The following is a 23,020-nucleotide window of genomic DNA, read 5'->3' as shown; positions in this document are numbered from 1 at the left end:
CATCCGGTTTCCCCAGCAAGCAGACCACGCGGTCCGCATCAAAAGAACTGCACCCATTGCACCCAGACGCGCGGCGTGTTGTCGTGCGTGTCGGAAGTCGGTTTCCTGCCGCCGTGCCACGCGATGCTGGTACGGAACAGGTACTTGTTCGGCGCGCCGAAATTCAACCCGACGCCGTAGCTCAGCAAGCGCTCGCTGTTGGACTGGCCGGGTTCGGGCGCCGGTGCATTGCCCGGTTTGGCGTTAGCGAGGATGTAGCCGAAGTCGAAAAAGCTCGTCAGCACAAAACCGCCGGCGCCGATGTGCAACCCCGGCACCGTGTAGCGCAATTCGAGCGTGGTGGCGAAGCCGTCGTCGCCGATCGCTTCACCTTCGGGATAGCCGCGCACGCGGTTCGCGCCGCCCAGCGAGAACTTTTCCGCCGCGGTCAGATTCTTCGAAGCGGCCTGCCCCGATGCGGAGAAGAACAAGGCGAGATTCGGCGCGAGTTGCTGCAGACGCTGGTAGTCGCCATAGAACTTCGTGAAGAAGCCATTCGTGTGATAGCCATTCACGCCGGCGTCATCGCTTTTCTCGGTGTCGCTGCCGAAGCTGAGCGTGCCGAACATCACACCGGCGGTGTAGACGTTGACATAGCCCGTGCCGCGCGAATCGCCGTTCACCTGAGCCTTCAGCCCAACGATGTTTTTCTCCTGCGCAGGCGCGCCGCTCTGCAGGTCGTTGAGCTTTTCATAAGTCAGGCCCACCTGCGCGAACAGGTTCACGTCCTTGCTGCGCTGGATTGGCTGAAGCACGAACAGATTGACAACGTCGGCGGTGCCGTGCGCGTTCAGGTCGGCGAATTCCTTGCCGAGCGAATAGTTGAGCCGGCCGTAGTCGACGCCTACGCGGGTCCCGAGGTGCCCCACCGGCACGAGGTAACTCACGTCGCCGAAGTCGCTCAGATTCTGGTTGGTGATGAAGCCTTGCACCGTCAGCAGATCGCCAATCCCGAGCGGGCTCACGAGACTGGTCTTCAGCCCCAAACGATAAGCGCCCGCATAGCGATTGCCGTAGTTGTCCACGTCGACTTCGCCGGTGATCCGCTTGGGCTTCTCTGCCAGCACCTCGACTTCGAGATCGGCGGTGCCGACCTGTGCGCCACGATTGAGCGTCGAACGAATCACCGCGCCGGGCAGATCGCGAATCAGCAGCAGCGGTGTTTCGACGGACTTCTCCGTGATGATGTCGCCTTCCTTCAGGCGTGCGCGCAACATGCCCAGCACCTGATCTTCGCTCACACGTGCTTCGGGCGGGTAAGGATGCTTGACCGTGATCTTGCCCAGGCGCCCTTCCAGAATGCCGATCGTCACGACGCCATCTGAAATGTTCTGCTTCGGCAGGAACGCGACTGCAAGGAAGTAGCCGCGCTGGCGATAGAGCGCCTTCACCTTGTCGACGATGTCGTTCAGACCGTCGAGATCGACCTCGTGAAACGCATACGGCGCGAGCAAGGCGGTCAACTCCTCGCTCGAGATGACGGTGTTGCCGGTAAAGCGAAAACCCTGCGGCGTAAAGCGCAGATCGGGCGCTTCGACTTTCGGCGGCGGCGGCGTCTCGGGCGGCTTGACGACGACGTTCGGGTCGGCAGGCGGCACCTGCGGAGGCGGCTTGATCGCTTCGAGCAATTGCCCCGAAGTAGGCGGAGTAGGCGAAGTCTGAGGAAATGCTGGACATGCGGCACACAGGCCTGCCGTCAGCAAGGCTGTGCGATGCAACACGTCAAGGCGTGTCGGCGTCCTGCACGGGAAAAATGGCATTGGATGGAAACCCGGACGGTCCTTTTATGTTTCTTTCGCGTGCGATGCGCAACGCCCCCTTCTTGCGATTCGCCGAACCTTGAATGGAATGCCTGCAAGGTTCAGCGAGTTGCCGCCATGATGGGAAGACCGCGTTTCCGAAACGTTTCCGTCCTTGGTGCAAGCGCTTCAGCGCCTTTCATGCGTGTGCAGATGCGTGCCGCGGAGCGCGCGATGTGAGCTTTCCTGCGATGCTCGCTTCATGGCTATACGCTCGATTTCGGCACGCCTTCGAGTACAAGCCGCGCACCGGCAACGCGCTGATGCGCCCATTGCCGCCGCTCACGTGAGAGCGACTGATACGCCGCTTCACGCAGCATCGGATGGCGGAATGCATAGCAGCCCGCGCCCGTTGCCACAATGAGCCGCGCTTGCAGCAGCGTGGTGAGCAGCGGCTCGATCTCGGCGACACTGCGCCCCGCTACTTCGGCCAGCAACGCAGCGGTGAAATCCCTGCCGCTCGCGGCTGCGAGCTGTGCCAGCGGCCTGGCGACGCCGACGGAATCGATGCGCCCCATCAGCAACTCGTGCAGGCATGGCGGCACGGTGTTGGCTGGTATGCGCTCAGCGTCTGCCGCCGCGTGCGCGAGCGCCACCAGGTAGAGCGGGACCCCGTCCGCACGCCTCGCGATTTGCGCCTCCGTATCGGGCTCCAGCGCGGCGCCCTGGGTGAGCGTCGCGATCAGCTCCATACTCGACTCGGGTGACAGCGGCTTGATCTGGATGCGGGCGATCGCGGTTGTCGACGGCCATGGTGCAGCAAAGTCGTCGCGCCCTACGAGTATCGGCAAGCGCCGATGCAGCGGCGCCTCGACAAGACGCGCCACGAGTTGCAACGTGCCCGGGTCGGCCCATTGCAGGTCATCGAGGCAAATTAGGCCGCCATCCGGCACGGCTTCTTCAAGCAGCGTGAGCAGGTGATTCACGATCGCTTCGGTTTCGCGCGAAGCACTTTCGAGGCGGTTCGACTGATCGCGGAACGCGTCGCTCAAGGACTCGAGCGCCGCTTGAGCACGCGCGGTGTTCGGCACCGCGGCATCGCGCAGCCAGCGTCGGAACGGATGGAAGAACGTTGTCGTCAATTCGGGCCGGCAGCGCAATTCGATCGCCGGCACGCTCCGGCTTTTCACAAATTGCCTAAGCAGCAACGATTTTCCCGTACCCGCGTCGCCGGTCATCAGCAGCGCGCGCATCGAGAGCTGAGCGCACTGGCGCAAGGCATGGTCCAGTTGCGTCAATTGTGCGTCGCGTCCGATCAGCGTGCCGCGTTCCTGCGCCGGCAACGCGGCATCCAGATGCATCGCCAGAAGCGCTTCCACTCTTTCGCCAGTGGAGGCGTCGCTGACGAACACCTGGCGCACGGCGCGGAAGTCGCATTCCGGCAGCAGTTCGGCCGTCGCATCGCTCATGAGAACTTCACCGGCGCGCGCGCTATTCGCAAGCAAGCTGACGATGCGCGTCAGCCGGCAGCCGAGATCCGGCTGATTCTCATGGGCGGCGCTGAGCGTGAGCCCCGTATGGATGCCGAAGACAATGTCCACGCCGCCGCGCTCGGGCATGCCGGTTGCCCCGTCAGCCTTGATCGAATCGCGGCATTCGAGCGCGGCTGTCACCGCCTGGCGGACCGCGCCTTCATGCGTGACCGGAAAGCCGAAGTAGGCGAACATCCCGCCGCCTGGCGCGTGCACGATATAGCCGCCCGCCGCCTGCAGGATCGCTTCGCAGCGTTTGCGCGGTGCCACGAGTGCCGCGGCCCAGCTATCCGGATCTTCGCAGCGCGGCACGGTGAGCTGGCAATAGGCGACCGTGATCTGGCGACGCTCTGGCGCCTCGGCAAACATCGGCGCAAGCGAGCGCGCCGGCAGCGCGACGAGCGCAAGCGTGTCGCGGTGCGGCGGTACGTCGAGCGCGGCCCGGCAGTGTTCGAGTTCGGCTTGCGCCTCGGCCCGGTGGCCGGCGCGCATCAGCAAACCGATCAATAGCTGCCAGGCGGATTCATCCCAAGGTTCTTCGACCGTCAGACGGCGAGCATGGGCGGCCGCGCGGGTGAAGTCGCCCTGTTGCGCGAATCCTTCGGTGAGAAATCGCCGCAGGCGCGAGATGGCACAGCGGTAAGCGACTCGACGCGCGTCCATCCAGCGTTCGAACTCACCGGCGTCGTCGATCTGGATATCGGCGAGAAATTCCCCCCGGTAGAGCGCCGCGGTTTCCGACAGCGCTTCGAGCCGGGCCGGCGCCGCGCCCGCGGCGGCCTCCGCGATCCGGTCGTCGGGTGGCAACTCGCCCATCGCCACGGACAAAGCGTGGACGTCGACCCACGGCAGCGCGTCCGGCCTCACGCAAAGCAGATCGCGATGAATCTCGAAGCATTCTTCGCCAAGCGCCGCTTTCACGTCGAACAGAATGCGTTTGAGCTTGCGCCGCCCGCTCCCCGGCTCTTCGCCAGGCCAAAGCAATTCGGCCAGCCAGTCGCGCGAATGCGCGGCCCCTGGCTGCGACACGAGCCACGCGAGCAGCGCACGCGACTTGTGATACTTCAGTGGGAGTACGGTGTCGCCACGCTCGATACGCATGGGTCCAAGTAACGCGATGCGATTTGCATGCGGCACAGCAAGTTCGACGCTGTCCGCGCGATAACGCTGAAGCAGCGGCAACACCGCCGGCTGCCCTGCCGGATTTGATTCGATCACGAGCATGTCGTGTCCGCCCCCGCCGAACGGCGCTTGCCAGCGCCGCCGGACTGGATGCCTGCTCCAGTTGATTGTGGATAAGCTCGCCCGGGGTCAGTGACCCGGGTTAGTGGTCTTTACGTTGTAAGTACTGGTGGGAGAACCGAATCCTAGCCGGGAAGGTCCATTTTTTTTATCCCCATGGTCAGTAAGATTTCTAGCGCTTCTTGCTGAGGCCAGGTCTTCATTCCCGGTCGTCGCAACAGCATTTAACAAATAATATTCATCGGACAAATACAAAGACGGCGCTTGATTTGTATGTCATGCCGACCTAGCGCGCCGCTCACGGGCTCATCCCGGCACGTAGGCCACCGCTCAGGACCCCCAGATCGCGCGCCGCCTTTGCCGCTTCACTAATATGACGAATCCGCAGTTTCTCGACGATCTCGGGATAGATCCTTCGGTGTACCTGGTTTGCAGAAAGCTTCAGCGCCTGCGCGATTGGCGCGGCTGCCATACCGCGGCTCAGCATTTGCAGGACTTCGATATCGCGCGCGGACAGCTTGTATTCGTCGGTAGCCGAACGCGCGCGCGCCTCGGCGCGCCACTCCACCAATTCGGCCGCCAATACCCGCAGCGTGTGGCGCCGCCTCAGCATCAGATTCCCGGACCCCGTCCCGTTCACGCCCGCGACCAGCAGATACGCGACGAAAGACTCGCCCGCCGTGCGGGCCGGCGAAATCACGCCAGTGGCGAAACCGGCCTCGGCGAATGCATCGAACGCCTTACGCTGCCCGGGGCTCCGGATTTCGATCTGATCGCTGGGAGACGGCGCGCTGTTCGAGCGCGCGTACTCCAGAAACAGGTCGTTCATGTACCACCGCCGCTGCACGAACTTTTGCAGCAAGGAGAAACAGCCCTCCGACATGAAGTGACACCAGCTTATGCCCTGCTCCCGATTGGAGAGCTGATACGAAGCGAAGATGTACTTCGCCGGCAATTGCCCGCGTTCGGCGAGCACGGCCGATACGAGATGCGCGAGCGTGGGTTCGCTGCGCGTCGCGCGAATCGAATCAATGTGGGCCACACCCATTTGTAAGGTCTGGCCGCGCGTTTCGATGCGCTCGCCCAGCAACCGCTCATGGCGTTCGAAAGCGCGCCGATAGGCGGCTCCCAACACATCACGATGGGGATCGCTCGTGAATGCCTCCGTCAGGTCATCCAAGGAGCGAATCCGCGTCGAAATGGTGATGCACATGCCATCGGGTTGCACGAGTTGCCGTTCGATCAGTTGTGCATCGGCGGCGGCCATCAACGATAGCCGCAGCCGCTCTTTCCCCGCCCAGGCGGTCTCAACGAACTCCAGGTCCACGGTACAAGGTCCCCTTTCGCCGTGCCATAAGACGCGGGAAGTCCAGCGTTGCCTGAAAATTACGTGCCAGCGGAGGTAGCGGGCATGCGGGGTTGCTGCGTTAGAGCAAGCAGTACGTAGAAGCGCGATATGCTTTTTTCGCTTGAGACGCCATCCGTACATTCATTTTTTCTATCAGTCGTCGAACTGATGCGGCCTGTCATGACGGTAGTGCAAAGCGCTGCGATAAACCATACCTGGAAATGAGTATTCTGACGACGCGTCGGAACAAGCGTTGGCCCGCTCGACTCGCTCACTGGCGAATGCTGCCCAAGTCGAACGATTTTGACCGTCGATCAAGGCACCTGATAGTCAAGTGAAGCGTGTTTCGCGACGAAAACAAGATCCGATGATCGTCACGCTTCTGTTGATCGCTCACTAATGAGCCATTGCGGTTGATCGAACAGGCCCGCGTCGGTTTGCTCATGCATGGCGCATCAGCTACGGTACTCCAGGTAATCCGGGGCGGTTCACCTGTGACTTTACAGTGATCGCGAAGTGCGTCTTTCTGCGGGTGTGATCAACTGCCTTTGGTAGCATGCGCAAATCGCTACGGATAAAACGAGTGCTTTTATACCCGCTGCATCCCATGGGGCCACGCGGGCTATCAGAGGGCTGCATAACGGTCGTCAATCCCGACCAGTTCAACGTACTAGCCGAATATCTGCACAAGCAGGGTGCCACCCTGCCGATTCCCGGAACTACGCTTAAGGCATATGGCTACGTGGACGTACAGTAATGAAAATCGCCCGCTATATTTCTAACGTCGCGGTCACGCTGTTGCTGGGTGTACTGCTCGCCCGATACGTGGCTAACCTGCCTGTTGAATGGCCATGGTTGACCGGTTCAATACGGTTCGTGCTGCACCTGTTCGGCATTCGCGCATACGACAACCCGGACGATATGTTCGATCTTGCCGGGGTTGTGATTTTCGTCGCCTGCCTGCTCGTCGTCGGGCTGACTGTGTGGCTGATCAACATCGGCGCGCGGCACTACCAGCGAGCGGCTCACCGATGAATCACAGGGCAACTAGAAGCTAGACATGCGGACTTCGAAAATTGTCGTTGGCGCACTTGCTTTAGCGGCTGCTGGATCGGGCATACGAGCTGCATGGCTGTTGCTCAACACGACCAACCTCCAGCTCGATCCCGGCTGGGACGGCGTGAATACCATCGAACCAGTGGGAGACATTGGGCTAAGCAATCAGGCTTGGGGCGTGGCGCAGTTCGAACTAGACGATCAGGTGTCAGCGCTGAATCGACGGACCGCATTCTGGACGATAGCATCCACGGTGTCGGGCGCGCAGGCTACTATCGTCGGACTGCTGCCGTTGCTCTGGTAGCCCGCCCGTGCTGGTGAATTACACTGACTCAAACCATGCCGGTTTTCTGAGGCTGATAGTCGGGATGCCCTTCTGCGTGCTCTCCGCGTGCCGCCGCCCAAAAGAATTTAGCGTAGTGCCGGTCAACGTCAGCAGCTTCGTTCAAGTCAAAAGCGTGTGCTAGAACGATACTTAGCAACAAGCTGACGATTTCCAGATTGTCCTGATAGAACAATTCAATTTCCTCGTCCGCCGTATCAACTCCGCCTGCTTTTGCTGGCGCGGCCTGTCGGTGTGCCAACTGCCCACTCCGCAATATCAGCAGCTTCCTGAAAGTATCAAAACCAGCGCCGCCCTTGGTACATTTATCTACTAGCGCCCCCACCCTGGCTAACTGCTCTCCCAGCGTCGCTCTCAAATGTCCTTTGAGAGTCAATCGCAAATACCCCTCAAGATGATCGGTCCTTGACGCAATCAGGGCATCAAAAAATTGCGGGTCACGCAAGGTACGAACGACTGATTCCATTCCGACTGCTCTTTCGTTACTGTCCCAAATTCGCATAAGCGCCGGCAACGTCTCACGCCGAAGCGACCTGCGCACAATAAGAAAGGTTTGCGTGGCGTAGGACTCGCACATCCGCATGTGCAAGTCTTCATCGTATGCGGTTGGCTTCCATGTTTCATGGCACATAACCGCCATGCCAATTTCCTGCTCGGCGGCTTTTACTTTTTCTTTTAGACCCGTGATTTTTGGGTCTTCATTGCTCGCTGCCTGCGCCCGCCCTGTCGTTAGGTTCGTCGTCGGCTTGATCATACCGGCTCGCTGCGCAATTGATTGCGCGGCGCGTGGGCTGACGTGTGGGGCTTGAAACTGCGAGGGTCTTTGTGGGGGGCCTTGGCTCAGAAATAGAAAAAGGCCTTACAAGCATTGCTTGTAAGGCCTTGATTTCTTTGGTCGGGGCGAGAGGATTTGAACCTCCGACCACCTGCACCCCATGCAGGTACGCTACCAGGCTGCGCTACGCCCCGAACAGCTAAAAATTATAACAGACACTTCACGCGATTAGAACCGCCCAACGCTAACAAAGCAAACTAGTGGTCTAACAAATCGATCACGTGCAGCAACTCCTTGCGCAACTGCTCCACATCTACCCTAGCCGTTGTTGCTGCCGACGCCGCTGCGCCCTCACCTTCCTCGACTACGTCAGCCGGCGCGCCGTGCGCGCCACCGCCATGCGAATCAAGCCGATTGCGCGCGCCGTTGATCGTGAAGCCCTGCTCATACAGCAACTCACGAATACGCCTGATCAGCAGCACTTCATGATGCTGGTAGTACCGGCGATTGCCGCGCCGTTTGACCGGCCTCAACTGCGTGAACTCCTGTTCCCAATAGCGCAGCACATGCGGCTTCACGCCGCATAGTTCGCTGACCTCACCAATCGTGAAGTAGCGCTTCGCCGGAATCGGAGGCAAGACGACTTTTTCGATCGTCGCTGTCATCGTCAGTTAGCCGTCGTGGTGGGTTGCGCAGGGACGCGCCAGTCGATCAGCGCGTGAAGCTTGCTTCAGCGCCGTTCTCAACCAGCGCTTTCAGCTTCTGACTTGCATGAAACGTCACAACACGGCGCGCGGCGATCGGAATCGCCTCGCCGGTCTTCGGGTTTCTGCCGGGACGCTGGGGTTTGTCGCGCAACTGGAAGTTGCCGAACCCCGACAGCTTCACGCTATCGCCACTCTCCAGCGCGTCGCGGATCACCTCGAAGAACGCTTCGACCATGTCTTTCGCTTCCCGCTTGTTGAGCCCGACATTGTCGAACAGCAACTCGGCAAGTTCAGCCTTGGTAAGCGTCGGCGTTTCAGTGGAAACGGCCGCGGGTGATGTCGGAATTTCGCGAATCATGGCGCTGCGTTGCGCCGTTAGAAGGGCTTCGAAATCACTCGAGTTCATTTCATTCATATCTATCAAATGGCGCGCCAAGCAGAAACGGAAGTTGCGGAAAAATGCCGTGCAAATGTTAAATGCGGGTTATCCACGCAACCGTGCGCCATATACTCGAGCCAGACGTTCCACTAGAGTTTGAATGGCCAGATCGACCGTTTCATCCTGAAGGGTCCCGCCAGTATCTTGCAAGGTCACACGGAACGCAAGGCTTTTCTCATGGGCAGCCAGTCCACCGGAAGTGTTTGATTTTGGACGGAATTCGTCGAAAAGCGCAACCTTCTGAACCGTCTTGCAGGCCGCTTCGGATTGAGCCTTCCCGAGCTCGTCCAGCAGCGCTTGCACCTCGATTTTCTGATCGACGACCACCGCAATATCGCGACGCACCGGTGGGAATTTAGACACATCCGCCGGGGTCGGCAATACGCGCTGCATTAATGCTTCCGCTTCGATTTCAAACAGAATAGGCGCATGCGGTAAATCATATTTTTGCATCCAGCGCGGATGCAATTCGCCAATCCAGCCCACTGCGCGGCCATTCAGTTCAATACGCGCGCTGCGGCCCGGATGCAATGCCGGATGCTCCGCTTTCACGAAGCGCGCCGCGGCCGGCGCGAGCACGGCTTCCAGATCGCCCTTCACGTCGAAGTAGTCGACTGCACGCGTTTGCGCGCCCCATTGCTCTTCGAACACGGGACCATAGGCCAGGCCGCCAATCATCTTCGGCTGCGCGAACCCTTCTACTGTCAGCTCGCCCGCCTTGATCGACGGATCGTGCAGGAACACCCGGCCCGCTTCGAACACGCGCACGCGATCGGCCGCGCGACGGTTCAGGTTCGTGCGCAATACGTCGATCAGGCTGCCGAACAGCATGGTACGCATCACCGACAACTGGCTCGCAATCGGATTCAACAGACGTACCGGTTTGTCGTTGCCGGCGAAGTCCTGCTCCCACTCGGCGTCCACAAAACTGAAGTTGACCGTTTCCGCGTAATCGCGCGCGGCGAGCGCGTGACGGATCACGTGGATCGAACGCTGCGTTTCGTTGGTCGGCAGCATTTCGCTGGTCGCGACCGGCGGACGCGCCGGAATCTTTTCGAAGCCGTAGATACGCGCGACTTCTTCGATCAGGTCCTCTTCGATTTCAATATCGAAGCGGTACGACGGCGGCATCACCGAGAACGTATCGTTATCGCGTTCGAACGTGAGGCCGAGGCGCGTGAAAATCTGCGCGATTTCGTCCGCGTCGATCTTGATGCCGATGATGCGGTTCGCACGCGAGACCCGCATCGTCACCGGCTCGCGCTTCGGCACATTGACGATCTGATCGTCGACCGGGCCGGCCTGGCCGCCGCAGATATCGAGGATCAACTGCGTGATGCGTTCGATGTGCTCGACGGTGGTCGCGTAATCGACGCCGCGTTCGAAACGATGACCCGCATCGGTCGAAAAGTTGTACTTGCGCGAGCGGCCGCGAATGCTATCCGGCCACCAGAACGCGGCTTCGAGATAGATGTTGGCGGTGTCGAGCGTAACGGCCGTGCTGTCGCCGCCCATGATGCCGGCGAGGCTTTCGATGTGCTGTTCATCGGCGATTACACCGACGGTTTCATCGAGTTCGACCGTGTTGCCGTTCAGCAGCTTGAGTGTTTCGCCCTTGCGGCCCCAACGTACGTCCATGCCGCCGTGGATCTTGTCCAGATCGAACACGTGCGACGGACGGCCGAGTTCCAGCATCACATAGTTCGAGATGTCGACGAGCGCGGAAATACTGCGCTGGCCCGAGCGCTCCAGACGCTGCACCATCCACTGCGGCGACTTCGCGCGCGCATTCACACCGCGAATCACGCGGCCCGAAAAACGGCCGCACAGATCGGGCGCTGAGATTTTGACGGGCAACGTTTCGTTGAGCTTCACTTCGACCGGCTTGATCTCGAGCGGACGCAGCGGTGCGCCCGTGATGGCCGACGTCTCGCGCGCCACGCCGAACACCGACAGGCAGTCCGCCTTGTTCGGCGTCAGCTTGATTTCGAAAACCGTGTCGTCGAGCTTGAGCGTTTCGCGGATGTCCTGGCCGATCGGCGTATCTTCCGGCAGGATCATCAGGCCGCTATGATCTTCCGAGAGCTTCAGTTCGCGTGCCGAGCACAGCATGCCCTGACTTTCCACGCCGCGCAGCTTCGAGAGCTTGATCGCGAACGGCGTGCCGCCCTCTTCGGCCGGCGGCAGTTGCGCGCCGACCAGCGCGACCGGCACCTTGATGCCCGGCGCGACATTCGGCGCACCGCACACGATGTTCAGCGTCGCGCCCGTGCCGGCATCGACCTGACATACGTTGAGCTTGTCCGCGTCCGGGTGCTTGACGACTTCCAGCACCTGGCCGACGACAATCTTCGAGGTCGGCGGCGCGGCCGGCCGCAGGTCTTCGACTTCGAGACCCGCCATCGTCAACGCGTGCGACAGCTCATCGGTCGTCAGTTGCGGGTCGACAAAGGTTCTCAGCCAGGATTCCGGGAATTGCATGGTTCTGTGTACGTTCTGATCAGGTTAGGTCCACGTCCGGCAGGCGGCCCGTTGATTCACTGGGCTCCGCCGGGGACGCTGCGGGCGGCACGCACTGCGTGCAGTGCCGCGCTCTATGCTAGTCGCGTTCGTACGCGCCGGTTCACGCGAATTGACGCAGGAAACGCAGGTCGTTTTCGAAGAACAGACGCAGGTCTTGCACGCCGTAACGCAACATCGTGAGCCGCTCGAGGCCACTGCCGAAAGCAAAACCGATGTAACGCTCTGGGTCGAGGCCCATGTTGCGGATCACCGTAGGGTGAACCTGGCCCGAGCCCGAAATTTCGAGCCACTTGCCGGCGTTCTTGCCCGTTTCGAACAGCATGTCGATTTCAGCCGACGGTTCGGTGAACGGAAAGTACGACGGACGGAAGCGCACCTGAATATCGTCGCGCTCGAAGAATTTCTTGAGGAAGTCGGAATAGACGCCCTTCAGGTCCGCGAAGCTGATGTTCTCGTCAATCCACAGGCCTTCGACCTGGTTGAACATCGGCGAATGCGTTGCATCGCTGTCCACACGATACGTGCGGCCCGGCACGATCACCTTGATCGGCGGCGTGTTGGTGCGGGCGTAGCGCACCTGCATCGGACTGGTGTGCGTGCGCAGCAGCAGTTGACGGCCGTCGGCATCTTTGCCGTCGACGTAGAAGGTGTCCTGCATTGAACGCGCCGGATGATTTTCCGGGCTGTTCAGCGAGGTGAAGTTGTACCAGTCGGTTTCGATTTCGGGGCCGTCGGCCACGTCGAATCCGATCGACCGGAAAATCTGTTCGACGCGCTCCCATGTACGCATCACCGGGTGCAGGCTGCCTGCGTTGGTGCCGCGGCCGGGCAGCGTGACGTCGATCGCTTCAGCGGCGAGGCGCTGGTTCAGCAGCGCGTCCGCCAACGCCTGACGGCGGGCGGTCAACGCAGCTTCCACTTGTTGCTTGACGAGGTTGATCCGTGCGCCTTCGGTCTTGCGCGTTTCAGGATCGAGTTTGCCAAGGCCCTTCAATAGCTCGGTCAGCGCACCCGATTTACCAAGAAAGCGCGCTTTCTCGTTCTCGAGGGTGGTGACGTCGGAGGCTTCTGCGAAGGCTTTTTGCGCGTCGGCGACAATCTGGTCCAGATCCATTGATCCCATCATTTCAACGTCAGTGTTCAATCGTTGCAAAACTGGTTCTACCAACAAAAACGGGGCTCGGTGAGGAGCCCCGTTTTTGCTGCAGCGTCACCGAGACTACCGGATGTTCGCTGCAACGAACCACGCAGTTTAATTGCCCAAAGCGCAATCAGGCTGCAACGGCGGCTTTCACCTGCTGAACGATCGCAGCAAAAGCAGCCTTGTCGAACACAGCCATGTCGGCCAGCACCTTGCGGTCGAGTTCGATCGAAGCCTTCTTCAGGCCGTTGATGAACACGCTGTACGTCATGTCGTGCTGACGCACCGCCGCGTTGATACGCGTGATCCACAATGCACGGAACACACGCTTCTTGTTGCGGCGATCGCGATAGGCGTATTGGCCTGCGCGCATGACCGCCTGCTTGGCGATGCGATAGACGTTATTGCGACGGCCGCGGTAACCCTTGGCCAGCTTGATGATCTTCTTGTGACGGGCCCGTGCGGTAACCCCACGTTTTACTCGAGGCATATCTTGCTCCTATGAGTGTCGGTTAAGGGTTAAGCGAACGGCAGCATTGCGCGCACGGAGTTCATATCTGCTTCATGAACTGACGTGGAACCGCGCAAATGGCGTTTGTTCTTGGTGGTCTTCTTGGTAAGAATGTGGCGCTTGAAGGCTTGACCGCGCTTGACGGTACCGCCCGGACGCACCACGAAGCGCTTTGCAGCACTCTTCTTGGTCTTCATCTTCGGCATGACAACTCCATTATTAGATGGATATGGGTGTGCGGTCGGCCAGATGGCCATTACCCGCCCTTCGAAACCCATTCCACTTGGTATGCAGACCGCCGGCAAGTGAAAATACCGCTGGCAGCCGCTTTTCAGGACCCAGCGCCCATTTGCATAGGCACCGATCCGAAACCTGCCGATACCGCGCCGGACACCCGGCACAGCATCGTTCAATCTTTCACAACCGGAACGCGCGCCACACGGCGCGCCGCCGCTCCAATCGCTTACTTCTTTTTCTTCGGCGCGAGCACCATGATCATCTGGCGCCCTTCCATTTTCGGCATCTGCTCGACCTGACCGACTTCGTCGAGGTCCGTGCGCAGGCGCTCGAGCATGCGCATACCGATTTCCTGGTGAGCCATTTCGCGGCCACGGAAACGCAACGTGATTTTCGTCTTGTCGCCGTCGTCGAGGAAGCGGATGAGGTTGCGCAGTTTGACGTTGTAGTCGCCGTCATCGGTGCCCGGGCGGAATTTGACTTCCTTGACCTGGACGATCTTCTGCTTGAGCTTCGCCTCGTGTTGCTTCTTCGCTTCCGAGTACTTGAACTTGCCGTAGTCCATCAAACGGCAGACCGGCGGAACCGCTTGCGGAGCGATTTCGACCAGATCCACATCTTGCTGTTCCGACATGCGGAACGCATCAGCGAGTTTCACGATGCCGAGCGGTTCGTTCTCGACGCCGACCAGACGCACCTCGGGTGCTGTAATTTCACCGTTGATGCGGTGCGCAGACTTATCAGTAGCGATGTTACGTTTCCTCAAAAATTAAAAAAACGAGCCGGGCTGCCAGGTGGCTCAATTGAACGACTGCACGTCCTGACGCAGACGCTCAATGAAGGTATCGAGGGGCATCACGCCCTGGTCGACACCACCACGGGCACGCACGGCTACCGTTTGGGCTTCACGCTCTTTATCGCCGACCACGAGCAGGTACGGCACCTTTTCTAGCGTGTGCTCGCGTATTTTATAGCTAATCTTCTCGTTGCGCAAATCGGCCTCTACTCTAACCCCTTGTTTTTGCAACGATTGGGCTAGAGACTGTGCATATTCGGCCTGACTTTCGGCGATATTCATCACCACAACCTGCATCGGCGCAAGCCACGACGGCATTGCACCAGCATGGTGCTCGATCAGAATGCCGAGAAAGCGCTCCATTGATCCGACGATTGCCCGGTGCAGCATGATCGGGCGGCGGCGGCTATTGTCTTCAGCGACGTATTCGGCGCCCAGGCGCTCCGGCAGCACCATATCGAGCTGCAACGTGCCGCACTGCCACGAGCGGCCGAGCGCGTCCTTAATGTGGTATTCGACCTTCGGGCCGTAGAACGCGCCCTCACCCGGCAATTCTTCCCACGTCACGCCGCACGCCGTCAGCGCCTCGCGCAGACCCTGCTCCGCACGATCCCAGGTCTCGTCCGTGCCGGCGCGCGCATCCGGGCGCAGCGACAGCTTGATCTCGACATTGTCGAAGCCGAAGTCTTTATAGACGCTCATCGCCAGCGTGTTGAACGCGATCGATTCGCTGATGAACTGGTCTTCGGTACAGAAAATGTGCGCGTCGTCCTGCACGAAACCGCGCACGCGCATCAGGCCGTGCAGCGCGCCCGACGACTCATTGCGGTGGCATGAACCGAATTCCGCGTACCGCAGCGGCAGATCGCGATACGAGCGCAGGCCGTGATTGAACACCTGCACGTGACCCGGGCAGTTCATCGGCTTGATCGCGTAGTCGCGCTTTTCCGATTCGGTCGTGAACATGTTTTCACGATAGTTCTGCCAGTGGCCCGACGCTTCCCAGAGCGAACGGTCCATGATCATCGGCGTCTTGATTTCGAGGTAGCCGGCATCGTTCACGCGGCGGCGCATGTACTGCTCGACCTGCTGCCACAGCGTCCAGCCACGCGGATGCCAGAACACCATGCCCGGCGACTCGTCTTGCATATGGAACAGATCCAGTTGCTTGCCGAGCTTGCGGTGGTCGCGCTTTTCCGCCTCTTCGAGCATGTGCAGATACGCGTCCTGGTCTTCCTTCTTCGTCCAGGCCGTACCGTAGATGCGCTGCAATTGCTCGTTCTTCGAGTCGCCGCGCCAATAGGCGCCGGCGAGCTTCATCAGCTTGAAGACCTTCAGCTTGCCGGTGGACGGCACGTGCGGGCCACGGCACAGATCGGTGAAGCCGCCATGCGAGTAGAGCTTGATTTCGTCGGTAGCCGGAATCGATTCGATGATCTCGGCCTTGTACTTTTCGCCAATGCTTTTGAAGTAGTCCACGGCTTCGTCGCGCGACACCACGCGGCGCGAGACCGGCTCGTCTTTCTTCGCGAGCTCCTGCATGCGCTTTTCGATCTTCTCGAGATCTTCGGGCGTGAAGGGACGATTGTAGGCGAAATCGTAGTAGAAGCCGTTGTCGATCACCGGACCGATCGTGACTTGCGCTTCCGGATACAGATCTTTCACCGCGTACGCGAGCAAGTGCGCCGCGGAGTGGCGAATGATGTCGAGGCCGTCTGCGTCTTTTTCGGTGACGATGGCAAGCGCCACGTCATGATCGATCAGCGTTGACGTGTCGACGAGTTCACCGTCGATCTTGCCGCCGAGCGCGGCTTTCGCGAGGCCGGGGCCGATCGAGGCGGCCACTTCGGCGACGGTCACCGGATGCTCGTACTGTCGAACAGAACCGTCAGGCAGACGTATCGAAACCATTGCGTTCTCCGTGGTGCCGACCGGCGGCGGCACATACAACCAGGTCAAAAAACCAAAAAAAATGCGGCCCCACTTTCGAGGGGCCGCATTCACATTTCCTGCTAACTACAGTGGCGAAAGTGGTCCTCGACTAGCGTCGCTCCGAAGTAGTTTCGGTCAACGTTCGCGGTGCCATAACCGTATTTGCCTTTTGCGCCGAAGCGCTTACTGCAGCTTGCGAAACCCCGGCAAAACCGGAATTTCTCTTTCGTTGGTAGGCTCGATTGGACTCGAACCAACGACCCCCACCATGTCAAGGTGGTGCTCTAACCAGCTGAGCTACGAGCCTGAAGAAACGAGATTATATGGAGCGCCACACCGCTTGGCAAGTACTTTTATGCACCGACTTTAAATTTCTACTCACACGAAGGAGCCCGTCGAACGGATGCCTATTTGCACACAGCGACACCGAGCGACACCCAGCAGCACCCGCCCGCCTCGCCCAAGCTTTAATTCTTGCGTGAAGCGCGCATCACGCCCGTTACTTCACCAAGCAACGCACACGCGCGCTGAATCTGCGCAGCGCTCGATACCTCGACGGTGAATTGCATGAACGCGGCGTTACGACGCGATTGCGTTTTCACGCCGATCACATTCATTTTCTCGCGCGCGAAAACCTCGGAAATATCGCGCAGCAGACCTTGCCGATCCGTTGCCTCGATGCTGAGGTCGACGGGATAGACCGATTGCCCGCGACCGCTCATGACATCGGCCGACCAGGCGGTTTGCAACACGCGCTCCGGTGCGCGATCGGCCATGCGCAGAAAGGTCGGACAATCGCTGCGGTGAATCGACATGCCCTTGCCGCGCGTAACGAAGCCGCTGATGTCGTCAGGCGGCGCGGGACGGCAACAGCGCGCGAGTTGCGTGAGCAACGCGTCGACGCCGACCACCAGCACCCCCGTAGAAGCACCTCGGGCCACGCTCGCGCCGCTACTGCGTTTCTCGAACTGTTCCGGTGCCTCGACGACAGGCTCGGGCGGCGGCGCATCGTGCAGCGCCTGCTCGACAAGCCGCAGACTGAATTCTTCCTTGCCCACCACCGAGAACAGATCGTCGGTAGTCTTGAAGCCAAGCTTGGCGGCGAGTTGGTCGAGATTGACCGACGTCTTGCCCTCGCGCTGCAGGGTCTTTTCAACCATCGCACGGCCACTCGCGATGTGCTCCTGCACCTCGACCGCGTTGAACCACGCGCGCACTTTCTGCCGCGCCCGATGGCTCTGCAAATACCCGAGTTGCGGGTTGAGCCAGTCACGCGACGGACCGCCTTCTTTCACCGCGACGATCTCGACCGTCTGACCGTTCTGCAACGGCGTATTGAGCGGCACCATCGCGCCATCGACGCGCGCGCCACGGCAGCGATGCCCCAGCTCGCTATGCAGGTGATACGCGAAGTCCACCGGGGTCGCGCCGTGCGGCAACGGAATCACACGCGCTTGCGGCGTGAGCACGTAGATATGATCGTCGTCGAGCGTAGCCTGCCGCAGTTGCTCCCACGGCTGCGCGGCGCGCTTCTCGCCGTGCTCGCCTTCCGACACCTCGTCTTTCCACGCGAGCAGCTGGCGCAACCACGCGATCTTCTCGTCGTACTTCTCATTGGCGCTGAACTGGCCGCCGTAACCTCGCGTGCCCGCTTCCTTGTAGCGCCAGTGCGCCGCCACACCATACTCGGCGAACTGATGCATTTCCTGCGTGCGGATCTGCACTTCGAACGCGCGGCCGTCGTCGCCGATCACGACCGTATGCAGCGATTTATAGCCGTTCGGCTTCGGCCGCGAGATGTAATCGTCGAACTCTTTCGGCACCGGCTGCCACAGGTTGTGCACGATGCCCAGCACCGTGTAGCAATCCTTGATGTCCGGCACGATGACGCGAAACGCGCGCACGTCGTACAGTTCGGCGAAGTCCAGTTCCTTGCCGCGCATCTTGCGCCAGATGCTGTAGATATGCTTGGGCCGGCCGCTGACTTCGGCCACTACATTCGCTGCAGCTAACTCCTGCTGCAGCCGCTCGATCGCCTGCGCAACATAACTCTCGCGCTCGACGCGCTTCTCGTCGAGCAGCTTCGCGATGCGCTTGTACGTGACCGGCTCTTCGAACCGGAGTGCAAGATCCTCGAGTTCCCACTTCAGTTGCCAGATGCCCAGACGATTGGCGAGCGGCGCGTAAATATCGAGCGTCTCACGCGCGACGTCGGGCGACGGCGTGAGTTTCGCCGCCGCGTAATAACGCAGCGATTGCAAGCGCGACGCGAGCCGTATCAGCACGACGCGAATGTCCTGCGCGAACGCGAGCAGCATCTTGCGCAGGGCCTCGACCTGAGTGCGGCGCGCAGCCTGCGCATCTCGCCCCGCTTCAGGCATCGCATTCTGCGCCGCGCGCAAGCTCACCGTACCCAGGCGCAGCAACTTGCGCACGTCGCCCACCAGTTGCGCGACTTCTTCGCCGAAGTTGTCGGCAATCACGCGCTCCGGGTCCTGCAGATGCGGCGTCAACGCAAACAAGGCCGCCGCCAGCACAGCCGGCGGATCGACGTTGAGCGTGCGCATGATCGACGCCGTACCCGCCGCATGATCCGCCAGCAACTCGCCTGATGAGAGCCGAACTTCGCCCGCATGTTCGCGCACGAACGCCATCGCTTCGTCGAAGGAAGGGATGGGTGACGGCATGCTCGTAACGATTTCGGTAGTCATGGTGCGACGGCCCACCGGGCCAGACGGATCAACGGAATTTCAACAACAACTGCGAGTTAAGCCTCAATCGCGCTGCGCCGCGACCACGACGATTTCGACGAGGCACTTCGGATTCGCGAGCTTCGCTTCCACGGTAGCGCGCGGCGGCGTGGCGCCTTGCGCAACCCACTCGTCCCACACGGCGTTCATGCCGGCGAAATGCACCATGTCCGAGATGTAGATCTGCACGGACAGCAAGTGCGACTTGTCGCTGTTCACTTCTTCCAGCAGACGGTCGATGTGGCCGAGCACTTCGCGCGTCTGACCCGTGATGTCCTGATCCGCGTCTTCGGCGATCTGGCCTGCGAGGTACACGGTGCCGTTGAAGACAGCGGTTTCCGAGAGGCGCTTGCCGACGTGATGACGAATGACTGCCATGAAGAATCCTGAGGTTGGTTGAAAATTGATCGACGATGCGTTCCGCATTGCATCCGCGCATGGCCCACTTTCAAGGACGACGCGCGGAACTCTCTATTATGACGCGTCAGTGGCCGGCCCGATAAAGAACTGCTTCGCAAGGCCGATCTGATCGGCCGACAGAAATGCCGGCGCATGTCCGACGCCCGCGACCTCTGCGCTCGATACGGCGCGCCCGGTTTCGACCATCTTCGCAACGGTCTCGCGAGAAAGCAGATCCGACTGCTCGCCGCGCACCACCAGCACCGGCCCCTGAAACGCAGCCAGCGAATGCCACAGCGCGGCCTCGCCGAGTTTGGTCGCCTCTTCGGTGGTCGCGGCAAACGGCTGTGCGATCCGCGGGTCATAGCGGAGCAGCCATGCCCCGTCCTGCTCGTGCAAAAGTGGCGTATTGATCTCACGCCACTCCTCTGGCGTGAGCGGACCGAAAGTTTGCGCAAGCAACGCGGCGTAATCGACGCCCTGCTGCAGCGTTTCGAAACGCATGGGCTTGCCGAGGTAATCGCCGATGCGCTGCACGGCCACCGGCTCCAGATGCGGGCCGACGTCGTTCAACAACATCTTGCGAATCGGCGTTTCGGGCAGGCCGGCCAGCGCAAGCCCGATCAGGCCACCCATCGAGGTACCGAACCAGTCGACCGTTTCGACGTTCAGGCGCGCGATCAGCGTGACCATGTCGGCGACGTACTGCGGCACGCTATAGAAGTTGGGGTTCGCGAGCCACGAAGACAGGCCCCGCCCCGCGACGTCCGGACACACCACGCGGTACGTGCCTGCGAATTCCGCCGCGAGGCGGTCAAAATCGCGCCCCGAGCGCGTCAAGCCGTGCACGCACAGCAGCACACGCGGGTTGGCCGGGTCGCCCCACTCGGTGTAGGCGATACGGTGCAAGCCACCGGCGCTCGCGCACTGGACATAACGTTGGCGCGGCGCAAGCCGCCCGGCGATGGAAGCGGACGTTTCGGTCATCTGGGTTCCTTGCAAAAACGCTGTGGATTCGGCCTGGGCGCAGAAGGGATCAATAAGCGTCCGATCTTCAAAAGATTGTAAACCGCTTTGCCGCGCGACAAGGATCAGCCAAACGGCCTAGGGCGGCCTGGGGCGGCCTGGGGCGGCCTAAGTCTGCGCAGAACGACATCCGGCGCACCAAAACAAAGCGGGCGAGACTCACGCCTCGCCCGCTTCCGATCCTGCCTCGCCGCCACGCAACGGTCATATAGACCGAAACCGCGGACGGCTCACAGGGCCATTCAGTTCACCGCGCTGACATCCAGCGGGGCGCCTGTCTTTGCCTTGATTTCCTCGACGCTGACGCCCGGCGCCAGCTCAGTCACCTTCAGACCGTGTTCCGTCACTTCGATCACGCCGAGGTCGGTAATGATCTGATCGACCACGCCCACGCCTGTCAACGGCAACGTGCATTCTTCGAGGATCTTGTGCTGGTCGCCCTTAGCGACGTGTTCCATCAGCACGACCACGCGCTTGACGCCCGCGACCAGATCCATCGCGCCGCCCATGCCCTTGATCATCTTGCCGGGGATCATCCAGTTGGCCAGATCGCCCTTCTTGCTGATCTGCATCGCGCCCAGAATCGCCAGGTTGATGTGCCCGCCGCGAATCATTGCGAACGAATCCGCCGACGAGAAGATCGACGAGCCCGGCAGCGTGGTCACGGTTTGCTTGCCGGCATTGATCAGGTCGGCATCCACTTCTTCTTCGGTCGGCGACGGGCCGATGCCGAGCAGGCCGTTCTCCGACTGCAGCCATACTTCGACGCCCGCCGGCACGTGGTTCGCCACCAGCGTCGGCAAGCCGATGCCGAGGTTCACGTAGAAACCGTCCTGCAATTCCTTCGCCGCGCGCGCGGCCATTTCGTCACGAGTCCATGCCATGATCAGTCTCCTTTCGCGCGGACGATGCGTTGTTCAATGCGTTTTTCCGGATTCGCATTGAGCACAATGCGCTGCACGAAGATGCCCGGCGTGTGAATCGCATCCGGATCGAGTTCGCCCACTTCAACGATTTCCTCGACTTCCGCGACCGTGATCTTGCCGGCCATCGCGCACATCGGGTTGAAGTTGCGCGCGGTGCGGCGATAGATCAGGTTGCCCGACTTGTCGGCTTTCCATGCCTTGACGAGCGCGACGTCGGCCGTCAGCGAATGTTCGAGCACGTAGTGGTTCTCGCCGAACTGGCGGGTTTCCTTGCCCTCGGCGATCAGCGTGCCGTAGCCGGTGTTCGTGAAGAAGGCCGGAATGCCCGAGCCGCCTGCGCGCAGCTTCTCGGCGAGCGTGCCTTGCGGCGTGAATTCCAGTTCGAGTTCGCCGGCCAGATACTGGCGTTCGAACTCCTTGTTCTCGCCCACATACGACGAGATCATCTTCTTGACCTGGCGCGTTTCGAGCAACTGACCGAGGCCGAAACCGTCAACGCCCGCATTGTTGCTGATGCAGGTGATGTTTTGCACCTTCGTATCGCGCAGCGCCGCTATCAGCGCCTCGGGAATGCCGCACAGCCCGAAGCCGCCGACGGCAAACGTCTGCCCGTCCTTGACGATGTCTTTCAGCGCTTCAGCCGCGCCTGGATAGACCTTGTTCATCGTTTGTCCCTTCCTTTATGGAAACCCGAAACCGGATCGCCGGCCGCCGGTACGCCGGCCGCCGGTTTGTTGCGACTTCAATATGACGCTCGGCGGGCAACCGCCCGACACGTCATTCTAGTCATCTGCGGCCGGCCCTGCGCTCAGCTTGTCATGCCTTGCGCCAATGCCCGCCGCGGACGCTACGCCGCGTTGTCATGTGCCCGAAAGAGTACGCTGGGCGCGCCATGCGGCACAATACGCAAAAATACATAAGTACTTGCCGCCAGCCCATGCCCGCACTGGATTACAAAACCGCGTTTCACCTCGCCCCGATCGGACTCGTGCTGTCGCGCGAACGGACCATCGAAGACTGCAACGAGGAGCTGGCGTCGATATTCGGCTGCCCCCGCGAGGCGCTGCTCGGCCAGTCGTTCCAGATGCTGTACCCGTCGACGGACGAGTTCGAACGGATCGGCGCGCGGATTCCGCCGATCATGACCGCGCAAGGCAGTTACGCGGACGACCGGATCATGAAGCGGGCCAACGGGGAATTGTTCTGGTGCCACGTGACAGGCCGTGCGCAGCAACGCACCGACCCACATGCGGCCGGCGTCTGGACCTTCGAAGATTTGAGCGCGACGCGGCGCGTGGCGGTCGAATTGACGCCGCGCGAGCGGGAAATCGCCGCGCAACTGGTGACGGGCAAAACCAGCAAGCAGATTGGACGGGCGCTGGCTATCAGCCCGCGCACGGTCGATGTCTACCGCGCGCGGCTGATGCGCAAATACGATACGGGGAACGCGACCGAGCTATTGCAGCGTTTGCTCGGGAATTAAAGTCCGGCGTTGAGCGCGTGTGCCTCAGAACGGTCTTGCATCAAGCGCTCCGGCCTTGAATCCGGCTCCGGGGCAG

The 23,020-nt window shown here is 60.8% G+C and carries 21 protein-coding genes and 2 tRNA genes; 4 read left to right on the top strand and 19 right to left on the bottom strand.

Annotated elements, in window-relative coordinates:
• Positions 1 to 38: 38 nt before the first annotated feature.
• From KHO23_RS05155 to KHO23_RS05145, 3 genes are all read right to left on the bottom strand, one after another.
• Entirely contained in the window at positions 39 to 1,667 is a 1,629-nt protein-coding gene (locus tag KHO23_RS05155) for a ShlB/FhaC/HecB family hemolysin secretion/activation protein (protein ID WP_211609960.1), read from the bottom strand.
• Positions 1,668 to 2,044: 377 nt separating this feature from the next.
• Entirely contained in the window at positions 2,045 to 4,528 is a 2,484-nt protein-coding gene (locus KHO23_RS05150; RefSeq protein ID WP_211609959.1) for an AAA family ATPase, read from the bottom strand.
• A gap of 322 nt (positions 4,529 to 4,850) precedes the next feature.
• Positions 4,851 to 5,879, bottom strand: coding sequence for a helix-turn-helix transcriptional regulator (locus KHO23_RS05145; protein ID WP_211609958.1), 1,029 nt, complete (start codon positions 5,877 to 5,879; stop codon positions 4,851 to 4,853).
• Between the two features lie 577 nt (positions 5,880 to 6,456).
• On the opposite strand from KHO23_RS05145, the gene KHO23_RS05140 reads away from it, so the two are divergent.
• The 3 genes from KHO23_RS05140 to KHO23_RS05130 are packed head-to-tail and all read left to right on the top strand — an operon-like array spanning position 6,457 to position 7,260.
• Positions 6,457 to 6,657 carry a tlde1 domain-containing protein gene (locus KHO23_RS05140; protein WP_211609957.1) on the top strand — a complete coding sequence of 67 codons (201 nt, stop codon included), beginning with the start codon at positions 6,457 to 6,459 and terminating at the stop codon, positions 6,655 to 6,657.
• Positions 6,657 to 6,935, top strand: coding sequence for a hypothetical protein (locus KHO23_RS05135; protein ID WP_211609956.1), 279 nt, complete (start codon positions 6,657 to 6,659; stop codon positions 6,933 to 6,935). The genes KHO23_RS05140 and KHO23_RS05135 overlap by 1 nt, the downstream gene beginning before the upstream one ends.
• A gap of 25 nt (positions 6,936 to 6,960) precedes the next feature.
• Positions 6,961 to 7,260 (top strand): hypothetical protein, encoded by a 300-nt coding sequence (locus tag KHO23_RS05130; RefSeq protein WP_211609955.1) that lies wholly within the window; start codon positions 6,961 to 6,963, stop codon positions 7,258 to 7,260.
• 28 nt (positions 7,261 to 7,288) lie between these two features.
• On the opposite strand, the gene KHO23_RS05125 is transcribed toward KHO23_RS05130, so the two are convergent.
• The 16 genes from KHO23_RS05125 to KHO23_RS05050 all read right to left on the bottom strand — a co-directional run bounded on the left by KHO23_RS05125 (position 7,289) and on the right by KHO23_RS05050 (position 22,126).
• Entirely contained in the window at positions 7,289 to 8,053 is a 765-nt protein-coding gene (locus tag KHO23_RS05125) for an AbiU2 domain-containing protein (protein ID WP_211609954.1), read from the bottom strand.
• A gap of 138 nt (positions 8,054 to 8,191) precedes the next feature.
• Positions 8,192 to 8,268, bottom strand: a tRNA-Pro gene (locus KHO23_RS05120).
• A 63-nt stretch (positions 8,269 to 8,331) separates the two neighbouring features.
• Positions 8,332 to 8,739, bottom strand: a complete 408-nt coding sequence (locus KHO23_RS05115; protein WP_211609953.1) for a MerR family transcriptional regulator — start codon at positions 8,737 to 8,739, stop codon at positions 8,332 to 8,334.
• Positions 8,740 to 8,785: 46 nt separating this feature from the next.
• Positions 8,786 to 9,196: an integration host factor subunit alpha gene (locus KHO23_RS05110; RefSeq protein ID WP_006052505.1), complete on the bottom strand. Its 411-nt coding sequence runs from the start codon at positions 9,194 to 9,196 to the stop codon at positions 8,786 to 8,788.
• A gap of 69 nt (positions 9,197 to 9,265) precedes the next feature.
• A complete protein-coding gene (pheT, locus tag KHO23_RS05105) occupies positions 9,266 to 11,701 on the bottom strand; it encodes a phenylalanine--tRNA ligase subunit beta (RefSeq protein ID WP_211609952.1) in 2,436 nt (811 codons plus the stop codon).
• A gap of 142 nt (positions 11,702 to 11,843) precedes the next feature.
• Positions 11,844 to 12,857, bottom strand: a complete 1,014-nt coding sequence (gene pheS, locus KHO23_RS05100) for a phenylalanine--tRNA ligase subunit alpha (RefSeq protein WP_211609951.1) — start codon at positions 12,855 to 12,857, stop codon at positions 11,844 to 11,846.
• Positions 12,858 to 13,014: 157 nt separating this feature from the next.
• The gene (gene rplT, locus KHO23_RS05095; protein ID WP_006052502.1) at positions 13,015 to 13,374 is read right to left on the bottom strand and encodes a 50S ribosomal protein L20; all 360 of its coding nucleotides are present in this window, start codon (positions 13,372 to 13,374) and stop codon (positions 13,015 to 13,017) included.
• Positions 13,375 to 13,403: 29 nt separating this feature from the next.
• The gene (gene rpmI / locus KHO23_RS05090; protein ID WP_097389908.1) at positions 13,404 to 13,601 is read right to left on the bottom strand and encodes a 50S ribosomal protein L35; all 198 of its coding nucleotides are present in this window, start codon (positions 13,599 to 13,601) and stop codon (positions 13,404 to 13,406) included.
• 257 nt (positions 13,602 to 13,858) lie between these two features.
• On the bottom strand, positions 13,859 to 14,398 hold the full coding sequence (infC, locus tag KHO23_RS05085; protein ID WP_211609950.1) for a translation initiation factor IF-3: 540 nt from the start codon (positions 14,396 to 14,398) through the stop codon (positions 13,859 to 13,861).
• A gap of 33 nt (positions 14,399 to 14,431) precedes the next feature.
• Positions 14,432 to 16,339 (bottom strand): threonine--tRNA ligase, encoded by a 1,908-nt coding sequence (gene thrS, locus KHO23_RS05080; protein WP_211609949.1) that lies wholly within the window; start codon positions 16,337 to 16,339, stop codon positions 14,432 to 14,434.
• 251 nt (positions 16,340 to 16,590) lie between these two features.
• A tRNA-Val gene (locus KHO23_RS05075) sits at positions 16,591 to 16,667 on the bottom strand.
• Between the two features lie 160 nt (positions 16,668 to 16,827).
• Positions 16,828 to 19,071, bottom strand: a complete 2,244-nt coding sequence (locus tag KHO23_RS05070; RefSeq protein ID WP_211609948.1) for a RelA/SpoT family protein — start codon at positions 19,069 to 19,071, stop codon at positions 16,828 to 16,830.
• A gap of 63 nt (positions 19,072 to 19,134) precedes the next feature.
• Positions 19,135 to 19,488, bottom strand: a complete 354-nt coding sequence (locus KHO23_RS05065) for a RidA family protein (RefSeq protein ID WP_211609947.1) — start codon at positions 19,486 to 19,488, stop codon at positions 19,135 to 19,137.
• A gap of 96 nt (positions 19,489 to 19,584) precedes the next feature.
• Positions 19,585 to 20,496, bottom strand: coding sequence for an alpha/beta fold hydrolase (locus KHO23_RS05060; protein WP_211609946.1), 912 nt, complete (start codon positions 20,494 to 20,496; stop codon positions 19,585 to 19,587).
• Positions 20,497 to 20,777: 281 nt separating this feature from the next.
• A complete protein-coding gene (locus tag KHO23_RS05055) occupies positions 20,778 to 21,419 on the bottom strand; it encodes a CoA transferase subunit B (protein ID WP_211609945.1) in 642 nt (213 codons plus the stop codon).
• 2 nt (positions 21,420 to 21,421) lie between these two features.
• On the bottom strand, positions 21,422 to 22,126 hold the full coding sequence (locus tag KHO23_RS05050; protein WP_211609944.1) for a CoA transferase subunit A: 705 nt from the start codon (positions 22,124 to 22,126) through the stop codon (positions 21,422 to 21,424).
• A 272-nt stretch (positions 22,127 to 22,398) separates the two neighbouring features.
• Here KHO23_RS05050 and KHO23_RS05045 point away from each other — a divergent pair, with 272 nt between their 5' ends.
• Positions 22,399 to 22,944, top strand: a complete 546-nt coding sequence (locus KHO23_RS05045) for a PAS and helix-turn-helix domain-containing protein (RefSeq protein WP_211609943.1) — start codon at positions 22,399 to 22,401, stop codon at positions 22,942 to 22,944.
• Positions 22,945 to 23,020: the final 76 nt, after the last annotated feature.

Origin of the sequence: Paraburkholderia haematera (assembly GCF_905220975.1) — a bacterium.
Taxonomy (GTDB): domain Bacteria; phylum Pseudomonadota; class Gammaproteobacteria; order Burkholderiales; family Burkholderiaceae; genus Paraburkholderia; species Paraburkholderia haematera.
This window is presented reverse-complemented; position numbering and strand designations above follow the sequence as displayed.